The organism is Thalassospira sp. MIT1004, from assembly GCF_001858545.1.
GTDB lineage: Bacteria > Pseudomonadota > Alphaproteobacteria > Rhodospirillales > Thalassospiraceae > Thalassospira > Thalassospira xiamenensis.
Genome location: NZ_MCAO01000044.1, coordinates 170,639 through 185,341 on the forward strand (window position 1 = coordinate 170,639; position 14,703 = coordinate 185,341).

Sequence of the window (14,703 nt, forward strand, 5' to 3'; positions counted from 1 at the left end):
GATGCCGAAAGGCCGGTCATCATGGGCGGGACGTGTGCCTGCCATGCAGCAACGCTGTTGCCCTTGGGGTGAGTTGCGTTTCGGGCGTCAACCGAGAGCAACGGGTGCTTGTTCGGGGTAGCGGGGGGGCGTGGTCCGTCCGGTCGGTGGCGTTTGGCGATACCGGGGGCAGCGGGGGTGGTTGGCTTTGTCTGAGCTGGAGTGGCTTGGCGGTTGATCAAAATCGTCATGCCGGGCGAAGCGGAGTGCAGACCCGGAATCCATGGCCCATTGAAAGAGACGGGATTCCCGCCGTCGTGGTTTATTTCGGATGATTGGGAATGCTTTGTCAGCAGCAAGACCCCGCCGATTGGCGGGGTCTTGCATTTAACAATCAGCAGTTTGCGGATCAGCCACGCAGGGCTGCAACGCCCGGCAATTCCTTGCCTTCTAGCCATTCAAGGAAGGCACCGCCCGCGGTTGAGACATAGGAGAAATCCTGATCGGCATCGGCGTGACGCAGGGCCGCAACCGTATCGCCACCGCCCGCAACCGACAGAAGTTTGCCAGCCTTGGTCAGTTTGGCCGCCTGCCGGGCGACCGAAACCGTCGCGGTATCAAACGGGGCAATTTCGAACGCGCCGAGCGGACCATTCCAGACCAGCGTTTCACAGGACTCGAGACGTTTGTTCAGATCGACAATGGTTTTCGGACCGGCATCAAGGATCATGCCATCGGCATCGACATCGTTGATGTCAGATATGGTGTGATCGGCATGCGCCTTGAATTCCCTGGCGACCAGACCATCGACCGGCAGGACGATTTCGCAATTGGCGGCTTCGGCCTTGGCAAAAATTTCGCGCGCCGTTGCCAGAAGGTCGTGTTCGCACAGCGATTTACCAACATTTACACCCTTGGCCGCAAGGAAGGTATTGGCCATGCCGCCACCGATCACCAGCTGATCGACCTTGGCAACCAGATTGCCAAGCAGATCCAGTTTAGTTGAAATCTTGGCACCGCCGACGATTGCCATCACCGGATGTTTCGGCGCTTCAAGCGCATTGCCAAGGGCTTCAAGTTCCGCCTGCATCAGACGACCGGCATAGGCCGGAAGTTTGTGGGCCAGCCCCTCGGTCGAGGCGTGCGCCCGGTGCGCGCACGAAAACGCATCATTGACGTAAATGTCGCCAAGCTTTGCCAGTTCGGCAACAAAGGCCGGATCGTTCTTTTCCTCTGCGGCGTGGTAACGAAGGTTTTCCAGAACCGCGATTTCACCGTCCTGAAGGCTGTTCACGACGTCTGCTGCGGCCGCACCAATGCAATCATCGGCGAATTTCACCGGACGCCCAAGCTGCTTGGCCAGCGCATCGGCAACCGGTTTAAGCGACATTTCGGCAATGCGTTCGCCCTTGGGGCGGCCAAAATGGGTGATCACGACAAGTTTCGCACCGGCATCCGCCAGTTCGATCAACCCCGGAACCGTCCGTTCGATGCGGGTGGTATCACCCACAACACCGTCTTTCATTGGAACGTTAAGATCAGCGCGCAGCAAAACGCGCTTGCCAGCGACATTGACACCGTCAAGCGTATTGAAGTCAGCCATTATCTGAACCTGCTTTTGAGTTTCACAGAAGACGGGAGGGGGCGTCCCGACATGGGTTGAACGAAGAACCCGTTTGCGCCCTTTTGCCCGACGAACAGGCATTGTGCAACCGGGGAAACCATTCAGAACGATACCGACCCATCAGGCTACCTGCGGGTCGGCACCAGAAATTCAATCAATGCTGTCCCAGAAGGGATCCGTGCAAAAAGCCCGAGAAACTGGTCGCGACCGGCCCGGTCATCAGAACATGATCGTCGGGCAGCCATTCGATGGTCAGCGGACCACCATCCAGAATGATTTCGGTTTTCCGCCCGGTCAAACCGCGGCGCGCAGCGGCAACACCGGCCGCACAGGCACCCGTACCACAGGCGCGCGTCACCCCCACACCACGTTCCCAGACCCGCATGCGAATCCGGTCTTCGCCAATGATGCTGCAAACCTCAATATTGGCGCGTTCGGGGAACATTTCATGATGTTCAAGGACAGGGCCAAGCTTTTCGATATCAATCGAATCGGCATCGTCAACAAAGAACACCGCATGCGGATTGCCGACATTGACCCCGACCGCATCCGACAAACCGCCCAAGGACAGCGGAATATGGTTGGTATCAACCGCCTGACCCAGCGGGATATCGCGCCAGTCCAGCTTGACCTGCCCCATATCGACGGTGACACGACCATCGGCCAGACCATTGGCATCAAGCAATCCGACGACGGTCTGGATAATGACATCCTTGCGGCCAAGTTCGCCCATGACGATGCTCGCCACACAGCGCGTGGCATTGCCACAGGCCTGGACCTCGCCCCCGTCATTGTTGCGAATGCGCATGAAGGCATCGGCAAGATCATCGCGGGCGGGTTCGATCACGATCAGCTGATCACAACCGACTCCGGTTTTGCGGTCGGCGATGCGGGCCGCAGTTGCGTTATCAAGATCAAGCACGGCGGGATCGCGTCGTCCGTCAAAGACAACGAAATCATTTCCCAGACCATGCATTTTGACAAAAGGAATACCGTTCATAACCGCCTTATAACGGTGTCAGCGGATATCGTCCACCAAAGTCAGCGCCGTCAATGCTGGGCAGCCGGGGCACAGTAACGGATTTTGCGCGGCACAAAGCCGGCCCCGCTGAAATAGTCGCGCAGGCGTTCTTCCATTTCACCGACCGAAACATGAACCGCCGCACAATGATGATCCAGAACCAGCCGGTTCATCGCGTCGCGCATCGCATCAAGCACATAGGGTCGTGAAACAATCTCGACGGCCATGATGTTGTCGACATGCAGGACAAGTCCCTCGGACATGTCGTCACGCACCTGATAGGAAAACAGACCGTGGATATATCCCCGTTCATTGGCAATCACGATGATGCCACGCGGGCGTTGCCACAGGATATCGTCGCATCCGGCCCCAATCATGCTATTGGCGCGATCAGTGCAGAATTCGGCAACAAATTCACGCCAGCGCTCAAACGTAAGACCTGTCTGCATCATCTGCACGAGCGGAAAAGTCATATCCGCCGTGTGATGTGTTAGGGGTCTTGCCTGATAGGTTGTTGACATGATTGCTACTCTTCCCACGATTTTCAGCAATCATGGCGCAAAGATTTCGTGTTGACCTTGACCTGTATCAACACCTTTACAGACCCAAACGCGCATAAACACGCTTAGCAATCAATTGTCCCGCAATGCGGGCGAGCTTTGTCTTGAGATTGAGGGGTTCCGCGGTTTTACGAGCCAATATTGACGTGGATCAATGGCGCGTAAGGCTTCAGCCCGCATAATCACCTGACAATCGAAAGCCTCGTCCGTTTTGCATGTGATGCTGCCAAAAGCGCATCACGGCAGCGGTGGGGCTTTTGGTGCAGGTGGCAAGGGAATGACATGTGTCGCACCCGGTCACCGCCGGGACTGATGGAGTTGACCGATCGGATTGGGGACAACTCACCCGAACACCTTGAACGGGAGTCAAGCATGAGCCAGGGGAGCATGGCACAGACAGCATCAACGCCAGTTGCTGTTAATTATAATATGGACGTTGTGCGCTGGGGCGCACTGGCGACCGTATTTTGGGGCGTCGTCGGATTTCTGGCGGGCGATTTCATCGCCTGGCAGCTCGCATTTCCGGCGCTTAATTTCGATAATGAATTTCTGAATTTCGGTCGCCTGCGGCCGTTGCATACTTCGGCGGTGATTTTTGCCTTTGGCGGTAACGCCCTTCTGGCAACGTCGTTCTATGTCGTGCAACGGACCTGCCGCACGCCGCTTTACGGCGGCAAGGCGCTTCCGGCATTCGTTTTCTGGGGCTATCAGCTGTTCATCGTCATGGCCGCACTCGGCTATGTGATGGGGGTTACCCAGGGTCGCGAATATGCCGAACCGGAATGGTTTGTTGATATCTGGATCACCGTGGTGTGGGTTGCGTATCTGGCGATGTTCGTCGGAACCCTGCTGAAGCGTCATGAGCCGCATATCTATGTTGCGAACTGGTTCTATCTGGCCTTCATCGTGACGATCGCAATGCTGCATCTGGGCAACAACCTGGCGATTCCGGTTTCCTTCATGGGGACCAAATCCTACTCGCTGTTCTCGGGTGTGCAGGATGCGCTGACGCAGTGGTGGTATGGCCATAACGCGGTGGGCTTCTTCCTGACGGCCGGCTTCCTTGGGATGATGTACTATTTCATTCCGAAACGTGCCGAACGTCCGGTTTATTCCTATCGCCTGTCGATCATTCACTTCTGGGCGCTGATCTTCCTTTATATCTGGGCTGGTCCGCACCACCTGCACTACACGGCCCTTCCAGACTGGGCGCAGACCCTTGGCATGACCTTCTCGATCATGTTGTGGATGCCGTCCTGGGGCGGGATGATCAACGGCCTGATGACGCTTTCGGGTGCCTGGGACAAACTGCGTACCGACCCTGTCCTGCGCTTCATGGTTGCTGCCGTCGGTTTCTATGGCATGTCGACCTTCGAAGGCCCGGTCATGTCGATCAAGGCCGTCAACGGCCTGTCGCATTATACCGACTGGACCATCGGACATGTTCATTCCGGCGCGCTTGGCTGGGTGGCTTTCGTTTCCTTCGGTGCGATCTATCACCTGATCCCGGTCCTGTGGCATCGTGAACGCCTCTATTCGATGCGTCTGGTTGCCTATCACTTCTGGCTGGGTACCATCGGTATCGTTCTTTACATCACGTCGATGTGGGTTTCGGGGATCATGCAGGGCCTGATGTGGCGTGCCTACGACGATCTTGGCTTCCTGCAGTATTCCTTCATCGAAACCGTTGAAGCAATGCACCCCTACTACATCATTCGTGCAACCGGTGGCCTGCTCTTCCTGCTCGGATCGCTGATCATGGTCTGGAACGTCTACAAGACGATCAAGGGTGATCTGCGTCGCGAAGCACCGATCGGCACACCTGCTACCGTAGCAGCCGAATAAGGGGGATGTGAAAAATGCTTCTGAAAAAACACCACATTGTTGAGAAGAACGTCTTTGTTCTCATCCTCGGGATTTTCCTGACCATCATCATCGGTGGTATTGTCGAAATCGTGCCGTTGTTCACGATGGAACAGACCATCGAGAAGGTCGAAGGGGTCCGTCCCTATTCACCGCTCGAACAGGCGGGTCGCAACATCTATCTCCGCGAAGGGTGCTATAACTGCCATTCCCAGCAGATCCGTCCGTTCCGTGACGAGGTCGAACGTTATGGCCATTACAGCCTTGCCGCGGAATCGATGTATGACCATCCGTTCCAGTGGGGATCGAAACGTACCGGACCGGACCTTGCCCGCGTTGGAGCCAAATATTCCAACGACTGGCATGTTGCCCACCTGAAAGATCCGCGCTCTGTCGTGCCGGAATCGATCATGCCGGGCTATCCGTTCCTGGCGGAACGCGAATTGAAGTTCGATGACGCCCAGGCCCATCTTGAAACGCTTAAAATGGTTGGTGTTCCTTATACCGACGAGCAGATCGAGAATGCCAAGGCTGACCTGTATCTGCAGGCGATGGCGGACGAGGATTACGATGAACTCCTTGCACGTTATCCGAATGCGGCAACCGGTGACTTTGACGGAGACCCCGCGAAACTGACCGAAATGGATGCGCTGGTCGCGTATCTGCAGGTCCTGGGTCGCATGGTCGATTTCACCACCTACAACCCGCAACTGAACCTGCGCTAAGGCGAAGGGGAACGTCATGGAATTCTTTACGCAACTCGCTGACTTTTTCCGACCCTTGTGGGGTCTGTGGCTGATGCTGCTTTTCGGGGCGATCATTGCCTGGGTCATGTGGCCCAGCAAAAAGCGCCGGAAAGACATGGAAGAGCATGCCCGGATTCCGTTTCGGGATGAGGAATAGGGGGAGAACCGAGCTATGTCGACACATGTCGAAAAAGACCAGGTTTCGGGTCACGAAACCACCGGTCATGAATGGGATGGCATCAAAGAGCTGAATACACCGCTGCCGTCCTGGTGGGTCTATGTTTTCTGGGCCACAATCGTCTGGTCGGTCGGCTATTGGGTGGTTTATCCGTCCTGGCCGACGGCAACGAGCTACCTTACCGGTATGTTCGAAACCACCAACCGGACCCAACTGCATGAAACCATGGCCAATGTTGCCGCCGAACGCGCACCGTATATGGAGCGTCTGGCAGCACTGGATCTGGATGAAATCGTTAATGACAGCGAATTGCTGAACTTCTCGATGGCAGGTGGCAAGGCCGTGTTTGCAGAAAACTGCGCACCGTGTCATGGCACCGGCGGTTCGGGCAACCCGGGCTTCCCATCCCTTCAGGACGATGACTGGCTGTGGGGTGGTTCGCTTGAAACCATCAATGAAACGCTGCATGTCGGTGTCCGCTGGGATGCCAATGACGATACGCGTTTCAACGATATGCCTGCCTTTGGTCGTGACGAAATACTGGAACGCGAAGGCATCAATGATGTTGTTCAGTATGTCCTGTCCTTTACCGGACGCGAAACCGACAAGGCCGCAGCAACCCGCGGCATGGAGGTCTTCGCCGATAACTGCGCATCCTGCCATGGCGAAGACGCCAAGGGTGTTCAGGAATTGGGGGCACCGAACCTGACGGATGCGATCTGGCTGTATGGTGGCGATGCCGCAACCATTACCGAAACCGTGACCAATTCTCGTGGTGGCGTCATGCCTGCATGGGGTGGTCGTCTTGACGAAGAAACCATCAAGATGCTGACGGTTTATGTCCACTCGCTTGGTGGCGGTCAGTAACCTTTAAAATCTTCTGCCCGCCGCACCTTTATACACTGTGATCTGATCAAAAATTGATTTGTGTCATGGTGGGGTGCGGCGGGTTTTTCGTATGTTGGCACTGCAATTTGAATAATCCTAATCCGACATGGCATGCCGCATGCCATGTTGTGCACCATGCAGATAACTGGTGGCCCCAAAGCCACAAGAGAGCAGTTATCGGCGATGCGGCCCAACAGTCAGGTAGCGACAATGGCCATGCCCCATTTGCAACAGCCCGATCCCGCACATCCGATCCCGCAAAACGATACACTGCCGGAAGATGACCGCGACCAACCACTTTATAAAACCCGCGACAAGGTCTATCCGAAACGGGTCTCGGGTCGTTTCCGTAACCTGAAATGGTTTGCACTGGTCGCTCTGCTTGCCATTTACTGGATTGTTCCCTGGCTGCGCTGGGACCGCGGACCTTCGGCACCGGATCAGGCCGTGCTGATCGACATGGATCTTGGCCGCGCCTATTTCTTCTTTATCGAGATCTGGCCGCAGGAAGTCTATTATATCACCGGCCTTCTGATCCTTGCCGCGATCGGTCTGTTTCTGGCAACGTCGCTGTTTGGCCGTATCTGGTGCGGTTATGGCTGTCCGCAAACGGTGTGGACCGATCTTTTCATGCTGGTCGAACGTCATATCCAGGGGGATCGCAATGCGCGCATGCGTCTGGACAAATCGCCCTGGACATTCGAAAAAGTCTGGAAAATCGGCGCGACCCATCTTTCATGGCTGGTGATTGCCGCGGCAACCGGCGGTGCGTTTGTGCTTTATTTCCACGATGCGCCGACGGTCATGGTCGATATCTTTACCGGTGATGCGTCACTGGGCGTTTATGTCACCATCGCGTTCCTGACTTTTTCGACCTATCTGCTGGCCGGGTGGGCGCGCGAACAGGTTTGCACCTATATGTGCCCGTGGCCGCGTTTCCAGTCGGCGATGCTTGATGACGAGTCGATGATCGTCACCTATGAAGGCTGGCGCGGCGAACCGCGTGGTCCGATCAAGCGCAAGAACCTTGTCCGCGGCGAAGTCCCGGAAGTCGGCCACTGCATAGATTGCTATGCCTGCTTTAACGTCTGTCCGACGGGGATCGATATCCGTAACGGATTACAGATGGAATGCATCGGCTGTGGCCTGTGTATCGATGCCTGCAACGAAATGATGGACAAGGTCGGCTTCCCGCGCGATCTGGTCCGGTTTGATTCGGTGCAAAACAGCCAGTTGCGTGCGCATGGCAAGGCAACCAAAATCCGCATTGTCCGGCCGCGTACCATTTTCTATTCGATCATCGTGATGCTGGTCGCAGGCGTGATGGCCTTTGGCCTGTTCAATCGCACGACACTTGAAGTCAACGTTTTGCGGGATCGCAACCCGATATTCGTCCGACTGTCCGATGGTGATGTCCGAAATGGCTACACCTTAAAGGTCCTGAACAAGGAACAGGCTGCCAAAACCTATATCCTTACAATCGAAGGGCTTGTTGCCACCGATTTTCAGGTTATCGGTCTGACACCTAATCAGGATGGCACATTCAGCCTGGATGTTGCCCCGGACCGCGTTGGCAGTTTCCGTGTCTTTGTTGCGGCCGATCCAGAAGCACTGGATGGCGAAGCCACACCGTTCGAGTTCAGCGTGACCGATCCAAAGGACAATATTCGCGAAACTTATGATACCGTGTTTGCCGGTCCGAAATAACCGACACCCGCCTGACGATCCGGCCACCGACCCTATTGCGCCGGACAGGAGATAGAAAGATGACGACCCAGACCACAACCTCACCATCCTCTGTTGCGGGTCCGCGCAAATCGGATCGCCTGATCCCGTGGTACTTTGTTGGCGGTTTCGCGATCATGCTGATCGCCAACATCTCGCTGATCACGTTTTCAATGACAAGCTGGAACGGGCTTGTCACCAAACACGCCTTCGAAGAAGGCAACAATTATAACGCCGCAATGTCGGGCGCGCAGCGTCAGGCCGAATTGGGATGGCGCAGCAAACTGTCGGTCGAGGGTCTGATCAATCAGTCTGCGACGGTTACTGTCCTGTTCCGGGATCGCGATTCCCAACCGATCAGCGGTGCCAAAATGGAAATCGTTTTGCGGCGTTCGGACCGTGACGATCTTGACCAGACCGTGCGAATGGCGGAAATCGCGCCCGGGGAATATCGGGCAAGTGCCGCGTTCCCGGTTTATGGCCGTTGGGAAATCCGGACCATTGCGCACGCCCTTGGTGATGATTATCAGACTGTCGAGACCGTTGTCGTAAAACCATGACCCCCCAAACCACCTGCCGCCATTGTGGAGATCCGGTGACCTCGATGTCACCGGTCGGGCCTGACTTTTGCTGTCGGGGATGTGCAGGTGCGTTTGAACTTCTGGGCGATCTGGGTCTTAAATCCTATTATAGCCGCCGAAGCATCGATCCCAAAGCCCGGCCATTGCGCCCCGATAGCGATGAAATCGCTGCGGTTAATTTCACCGATCTTGTCAGCACCGACGACGAAGGCGTTCATCATCTTAACCTGATGGTGGATGGCATACATTGTGCAGCCTGTGTCTGGCTGATCGAAACCCTGCTGCAAAAAAATCCGTCTGTCCTGCATGCGCGCGTCAATATGACCACCCGCCGGTTACGGCTGACATGGAACGGTGACATTGCCGATGTGGATGAACTGGTTAAACCGGTTCTGCAGATGGGATACCGGCTGATCCCGTTCGATCCCGCAGCGCTAGAACAGGCAACACAGGCCCGCAACAGCGAATTGCTGCGCTGTCTGGCGGTTGCCGGATTTGCCGCGGGCAACGTCATGCTACTGTCGGTTTCTGTCTGGGCCGGATATTTTCAGGGAATGGGCGGGGCAACCCGCGATCTTTTCCATTGGATATCGGCCCTGATTGCCCTTCCGGCAGCCATCTATGCCGGAATGCCGTTTTACCGGTCCGCATGGGGTGCGATCCGCAATCGCCGGGTCAATATGGATGTGCCGATCAGCCTGGGGGTCATTCTTGCCCTTGGCATGAGCCTGGCCGAAACCATGCGCGGCGGCCCCCATGCCTATTTCGATTCTGCCATAACGCTTTTGTTTTTCCTGCTGGTTGGCCGATATCTTGACAGCCGCGCCCGTGGTCAGGCCCGATCAGCCGCCGAACATCTGCTATCGCTGAATGCGCGCTCGGTCACGGTTCTGGGTGACGATGGCACCCGCCGACTGATCGCACCGGACAAGGCCAAACCGGGCATGATCGTTCTGGTGGCAGCGGGGGAGCGGATCGGCATTGATGGTGAAATCCTTGATGGTCAATCGGATATCGATACCAGCCTGATAACGGGGGAAAGCATCCCGAACACCGCCAAACCAGGCACAACCGTTTTCGCCGGAACAACCAATATATCGGCCCCGTTGCGCATCCGCGTTACTGCGACCGGTCAAACAACGCTTCTGGCTGAAATTGTCCGGTTGATGGAAAACGCCGAACAGGGACGCGCCCGATATGTCGCCCTTGCCGACCGTGTCGCCAAATCCTATGCCCCTGTGGTCCACCTTCTTTCGGGCACGACATTTCTCGGCTGGTGGCTGATTGGCGGGATTGGCTGGCAGGATGCCCTGATGAATGCGATTGCCGTTCTGATCATCACCTGCCCCTGTGCCCTTGCCCTTGCCGTGCCGGTTGTTCAGGTGATTGCGACCGGGCGGCTGTTGCGCGCTGGTATCTTGGTCAAATCAGCCACGGCCCTTGAAAGACTGACCCGTATTCGCGGTGTCATTTTTGATAAGACCGGCACATTGACCACCGGCAAGCCCGAATTGATCTCCAATCCGGACGATGACACTGCGCTTGAACTGGCTGCATCCATCGCGGCCAATAGCACCCACCCACTGTCGCGTGCCCTTGTACGGGCTGCCGGAAATGTAACGCCAATCGCCAATGTTTCGGAACATCCCGGCCAGGGACTATCAGCAGAATTGCCCGGCGGCACGGTCCGATTGGGCAGCCGTGCATTTTGCGGCATTGCGGAAAATGCCGACCTGTCCAGCCACATTGCAGGCCCCGAGATGTGGCTGCAGGAACCGGGCCGGGCCGCAACCCGTTTTGTTTTCCGCGATGCCCCGCGTCATGATGCCGAACAGGTCATCGAAACCCTGTCTTCGCGTGGTTTTGACATATCGCTGCTATCGGGGGACCGGGCCGTGACGGTTGCTCGACTTGCCAAAACACTGGGCATTCGCGATTGGAAGGCGCAGCTTTCACCGGCGGACAAGGCAAACGAAATCGCCCGTCGCGCCGAAAATGGCAAATGTGACCTGATGGTCGGTGACGGTATTAATGATGCGCCGGCCCTTGCCGCAGCCTATGCATCCATGTCACCGGCAAGTGCAGCCGAAATCAGCCAGAATGTCGCCGATATCGTGTTTCAGGGCGACCGCCTTTCGGCCGTGATCGAGGCCATCGACGTTGCCAGGAAATCCGACCGGCTTGTCCGACAGAATTTCACCCTGTCATTTGCCTATAACCTGATCACGATTCCATTGGCAGTATCGGGCATGGTCACACCACTGATTGCCGCCATTGCGATGTCTTCATCCTCTTTGATTGTGATTGCCAACGCATTGCGCCTGCGATCTGGAACAGACAAACAACGGGCCGGAGATCCTTCCGCCCTCCCCGTACATGCCCAAGAGGCAGGAGCGCCGTCAGTATGAGCAACCTATTACTTCTGATACCAATCGCCCTGTTTCTGGGGCTTCTCGGATTGGCAGCATTTCTGTGGTCGCTTAAATCGGGGCAGTTCGATGACATGGAAGGAGCCGCCAATCGCATCCTTTTTGATGACGATGAACAGCAACCGCAGGACAGCCATACGAAAAACAACGGAGACAAACGTTAGTATCGCTTGAACTGATGCAGTCAGATCGCATAGATTAATTCCAATCTGACATCTTAAGTACATGTAGCTCCGGAGTTTGCCATGTCTGTCCGTTCCCAGCTTTGTGAGGCCTGCGGAATCAAGGACCTGACCTTCTGCTCTTCTTTGCAGGGCACGGAGCATGATCGTTTGCGCCAGATGCTGACCCATGTTCAGTTCGATCCGCACAGCACGATTTTCCACGAAGCCGAAGATGCCGATTACGTGTTTAACGTCACGTCGGGTTCGGTAAAACTATACAAACTTCTGGGCGACGGCCGCCGCCAGATCACCGGTTTCCTGTTCCCTGGTGATTTCCTTGGTCTGGCGCTGAACACCACATACAGCTACACCGCCGAGGCAATCGAGCCGGTAACCGCCTGCCGTTTCCCGCGCGAAAAGCTTGAAAAGCTGTTTGACGAATTCCCGCGTCTTGAAAAACGCATGCTGGGCATGGCGGTTGACGAACTTGCCGCCGCACAGGATCAGATGCTGCTGCTGGGTCGCAAGACGGCCAAGGAAAAGGTTGCGTCCTTCCTTTTGATGCTGGCCCGCCGTCAGGAACATCGCGGCGAGGAAAGCGACACGATCCAGGTCCCGATGAGCCGCTCGGACATCGCCGATTACCTTGGCCTGACCATCGAAACGGTTTCACGCACCCTGACGCAGCTGCGCAAGGAAGCAACGATCACGCTTAAGGATAATCGCCATATCGAAGCCGTCGGCATTGATATGCTTGAAGATCTTGCCGAAGGTTTGTGATTGCGTTGTGCAATTGCACAACAAATCCCGAAATGGACGGAATATCCTGCGGCAACAATAGGGAACCCTTCCTGTTAAAGGCTATTCGACCAAAAGCCTGTTTCGCGATTGCGAAAAAACAGTTCCCGCAAATGGTCATCATATTGTAAACATGACGGCACGCCTGACACAGATCGGGCAGCCAGATCCGGTAACACCGGGGGAGAAACGTCATGAGCACCACCACCAATAAAAAGGGCAGGATCACTGTGCCAGCCCTGAGTGCCCGCAAGGGCGCAGAACCGATTGTCTGCCTTACGGCCTATACCACACCAATCGCACAGCGCCTTGATGCGCATTGCGATGTTCTGTTGGTTGGCGATACGCTCGGTATGATCATTTACGGCATGGACAGCACTTTGGCCGTGACCGTTGATATGATGATCAATCACGGCAAAGCCGTCATGCGCGGCAGCAAGCGGGCCTGTGTTGTCATCGATCTGCCCTTTGGCACCTACCAGGAATCAAAAGAACAGGCCTTTCGGACGGCGGCCCGGATCATGGCTGAAACAGGCTGTGCGGCCGTCAAACTCGAAGGCGGGGCCGAACTGGCTGAAACCATCGAATTTCTTACCCTGCGCGGTGTCCCCGTCATGGCGCATGTCGGCCTGATGCCGCAACAGCTCAATACGGTAGGCGGTTTCAAAAGCCAGGGCCGGAACGAGGAAACCGCCGCTAAAGTGATGGCCGATGCCAAAGCCGTCGAACAGGCCGGTGCTTTTTCCGTTGTGATCGAAGGGACCATCGAACCGGTTTCACGTCAGATTACGGCAGAACTTCGCATTCCCACGATTGGTATTGGTGCTTCCCCTGCCTGCGATGGTCAGGTGCTGGTCGTTGACGACATGCTTGGCATGTTCTCGGACTTCACCCCGAAATTTGTCAAAAAGTACGCCAATCTGGGGGATCAGGTTTCTGACGCGGCAGCCGCTTACGCCGCAGAGGTCCGCGCGCGCGCATTTCCCGGTGACGAACATTGTTACGGTGTGACCAAATCAGGCAATTTGCGCGCGATAAAGTAAGATAAACGATTTTTAGAATATGAGCCTGCATACAGTCCACACCGTCGCTGATCTGCGCAGCCAGATATCAGAATGGCGCGCCGAAGGTCTTCGGGTTGCCTTGGTTCCGACCATGGGTGCCCTTCATGATGGTCATATCAGCCTGACAAAACTTGCCCTTGAACATGCCGATCGCGTGATCGTGTCCGTTTTCGTCAATCCGACGCAGTTCGGCCCGAACGAGGATTTCGGTGCCTATCCCCGCACACTGCCAGACGATCAGAAAATGCTCGATGCCGCCGGGGTGGAGCTGTGCTTTGCCCCCTCCGTCGAAGAAATGTATCCCGATGGCTTTGCCACCCGTGTCAGCGTCGATGGATCATTTACCAACGTCCTGTGCGGTGCTTCCCGCCCCGGCCATTTCGACGGCGTTGCCCAGATCGTTACCAAACTTCTGCTGCAAGCCCTGCCCGATTGCGCGATATTCGGCCAGAAAGACTATCAGCAGCTGATGGTCATCCGCCGTTTCACCACCGACCTGAACATCCCGGTCGAAATTATCGGCGCACCGATTCTGCGCGAAGATGACGGTCTGGCGATGTCATCGCGCAACCGCTATCTGACACCGGAAGAACGCGCGATTGCCCCGACACTTGACCGGGTTTTGGGCGAAATCACCAAAGCCGCAGCAAGGGGTGCTGAAATCGTCCCGCTTCTGGCCAAGGGACGCGAAGATATTCTGAACGCCGGTTTCAAATCGATTGATTACCTTGAAATCCGCGACGCAGACACGCTTGAACGGGTCGAAAATCGGGTGCGCAAAAGTAGCCGCGTCTTTGTCGCCGCCCATCTTGGCAAAGCCCGCCTGATCGACAATCACGCCATCGACCCGATCAACATCACGGGTTAAACAGCGGCTTGGCCGCGATGAATCGCGGATTGCGATGCGATTGGCATCAAAAGCGCAGAACATCGCGCTTTTGCGCCTGATTGCGCTTGACTCTATCCCCCCTATCGCATAAACCCTGCGCAACAAAGGTCGCCCAAGGGGTGACTCCCCCAGTCCTCGAGTTGTCGAGCACTGGGTTTTAGTTTTTTGTGCGCACACGGTGGAAACACCGGAAA

14 protein-coding genes are annotated in these 14,703 nt (G+C 56.1%); 11 read left to right on the forward strand and 3 right to left on the reverse strand.

Translation table 11 applies throughout. The annotated features are described in order from the left end of the window. Window positions 1-388 precede the first annotated feature (388 nt). From BC440_RS18270 to BC440_RS18280, 3 genes are all read right to left on the reverse strand, one after another. Window positions 389-1,582: a phosphoglycerate kinase gene (locus tag BC440_RS18270; RefSeq protein ID WP_071240867.1), complete on the reverse strand. Its 1,194-nt coding sequence runs from the start codon at window positions 1,580-1,582 to the stop codon at window positions 389-391. 175 nt (window positions 1,583-1,757) lie between these two features. Next, a complete protein-coding gene (gene dapF, locus BC440_RS18275) occupies window positions 1,758-2,603 on the reverse strand; it encodes a diaminopimelate epimerase (protein WP_071240868.1) in 846 nt (281 codons plus the stop codon). 50 nt (window positions 2,604-2,653) lie between these two features. Beyond that, entirely contained in the window at window positions 2,654-3,097 is a 444-nt protein-coding gene (locus BC440_RS18280; RefSeq protein WP_051682292.1) for a hypothetical protein, read from the reverse strand. A 474-nt stretch (window positions 3,098-3,571) separates the two neighbouring features. On the opposite strand from BC440_RS18280, the gene ccoN reads away from it, so the two are divergent. From ccoN to panC, 11 genes are all read left to right on the forward strand, one after another. After that, window positions 3,572-5,029 carry a cytochrome-c oxidase, cbb3-type subunit I gene (gene ccoN, locus BC440_RS18285; protein WP_037990692.1) on the forward strand — a complete coding sequence of 486 codons (1,458 nt, stop codon included), beginning with the start codon at window positions 3,572-3,574 and terminating at the stop codon, window positions 5,027-5,029. Between the two features lie 14 nt (window positions 5,030-5,043). Beyond that, the gene (ccoO, locus tag BC440_RS18290) at window positions 5,044-5,772 is read left to right on the forward strand and encodes a cytochrome-c oxidase, cbb3-type subunit II (protein ID WP_071240869.1); all 729 of its coding nucleotides are present in this window, start codon (window positions 5,044-5,046) and stop codon (window positions 5,770-5,772) included. Window positions 5,773-5,788: 16 nt separating this feature from the next. Continuing rightward, window positions 5,789-5,950 carry a cbb3-type cytochrome c oxidase subunit 3 gene (locus tag BC440_RS18295; RefSeq protein ID WP_007089114.1) on the forward strand — a complete coding sequence of 54 codons (162 nt, stop codon included), beginning with the start codon at window positions 5,789-5,791 and terminating at the stop codon, window positions 5,948-5,950. A 15-nt stretch (window positions 5,951-5,965) separates the two neighbouring features. Next, window positions 5,966-6,838, forward strand: coding sequence for a cytochrome-c oxidase, cbb3-type subunit III (gene ccoP, locus BC440_RS18300; RefSeq protein ID WP_071240870.1), 873 nt, complete (start codon window positions 5,966-5,968; stop codon window positions 6,836-6,838). A 231-nt stretch (window positions 6,839-7,069) separates the two neighbouring features. Further along, the gene (gene ccoG, locus BC440_RS18305) at window positions 7,070-8,566 is read left to right on the forward strand and encodes a cytochrome c oxidase accessory protein CcoG (protein WP_071240871.1); all 1,497 of its coding nucleotides are present in this window, start codon (window positions 7,070-7,072) and stop codon (window positions 8,564-8,566) included. Window positions 8,567-8,625: 59 nt separating this feature from the next. Further along, on the forward strand, window positions 8,626-9,144 hold the full coding sequence (locus BC440_RS18310; RefSeq protein ID WP_007089117.1) for a FixH family protein: 519 nt from the start codon (window positions 8,626-8,628) through the stop codon (window positions 9,142-9,144). Beyond that, entirely contained in the window at window positions 9,141-11,573 is a 2,433-nt protein-coding gene (locus BC440_RS18315; protein WP_083379427.1) for a heavy metal translocating P-type ATPase metal-binding domain-containing protein, read from the forward strand. The genes BC440_RS18310 and BC440_RS18315 overlap by 4 nt, the downstream gene beginning before the upstream one ends. After that, the gene (ccoS, locus tag BC440_RS18320; RefSeq protein WP_007089119.1) at window positions 11,570-11,758 is read left to right on the forward strand and encodes a cbb3-type cytochrome oxidase assembly protein CcoS; all 189 of its coding nucleotides are present in this window, start codon (window positions 11,570-11,572) and stop codon (window positions 11,756-11,758) included. Before BC440_RS18315 ends, ccoS begins: the two co-directional genes overlap by 4 nt. Before the next feature lie 81 nt (window positions 11,759-11,839). Then, window positions 11,840-12,538: a cyclic nucleotide-binding domain-containing protein gene (locus BC440_RS18325; protein WP_007089120.1), complete on the forward strand. Its 699-nt coding sequence runs from the start codon at window positions 11,840-11,842 to the stop codon at window positions 12,536-12,538. Between the two features lie 212 nt (window positions 12,539-12,750). Further along, on the forward strand, window positions 12,751-13,599 hold the full coding sequence (panB, locus tag BC440_RS18330) for a 3-methyl-2-oxobutanoate hydroxymethyltransferase (protein WP_071240873.1): 849 nt from the start codon (window positions 12,751-12,753) through the stop codon (window positions 13,597-13,599). A gap of 19 nt (window positions 13,600-13,618) precedes the next feature. After that, window positions 13,619-14,488 carry a pantoate--beta-alanine ligase gene (gene panC / locus BC440_RS18335; protein WP_071240874.1) on the forward strand — a complete coding sequence of 290 codons (870 nt, stop codon included), beginning with the start codon at window positions 13,619-13,621 and terminating at the stop codon, window positions 14,486-14,488. Window positions 14,489-14,703 lie beyond the last annotated feature (215 nt).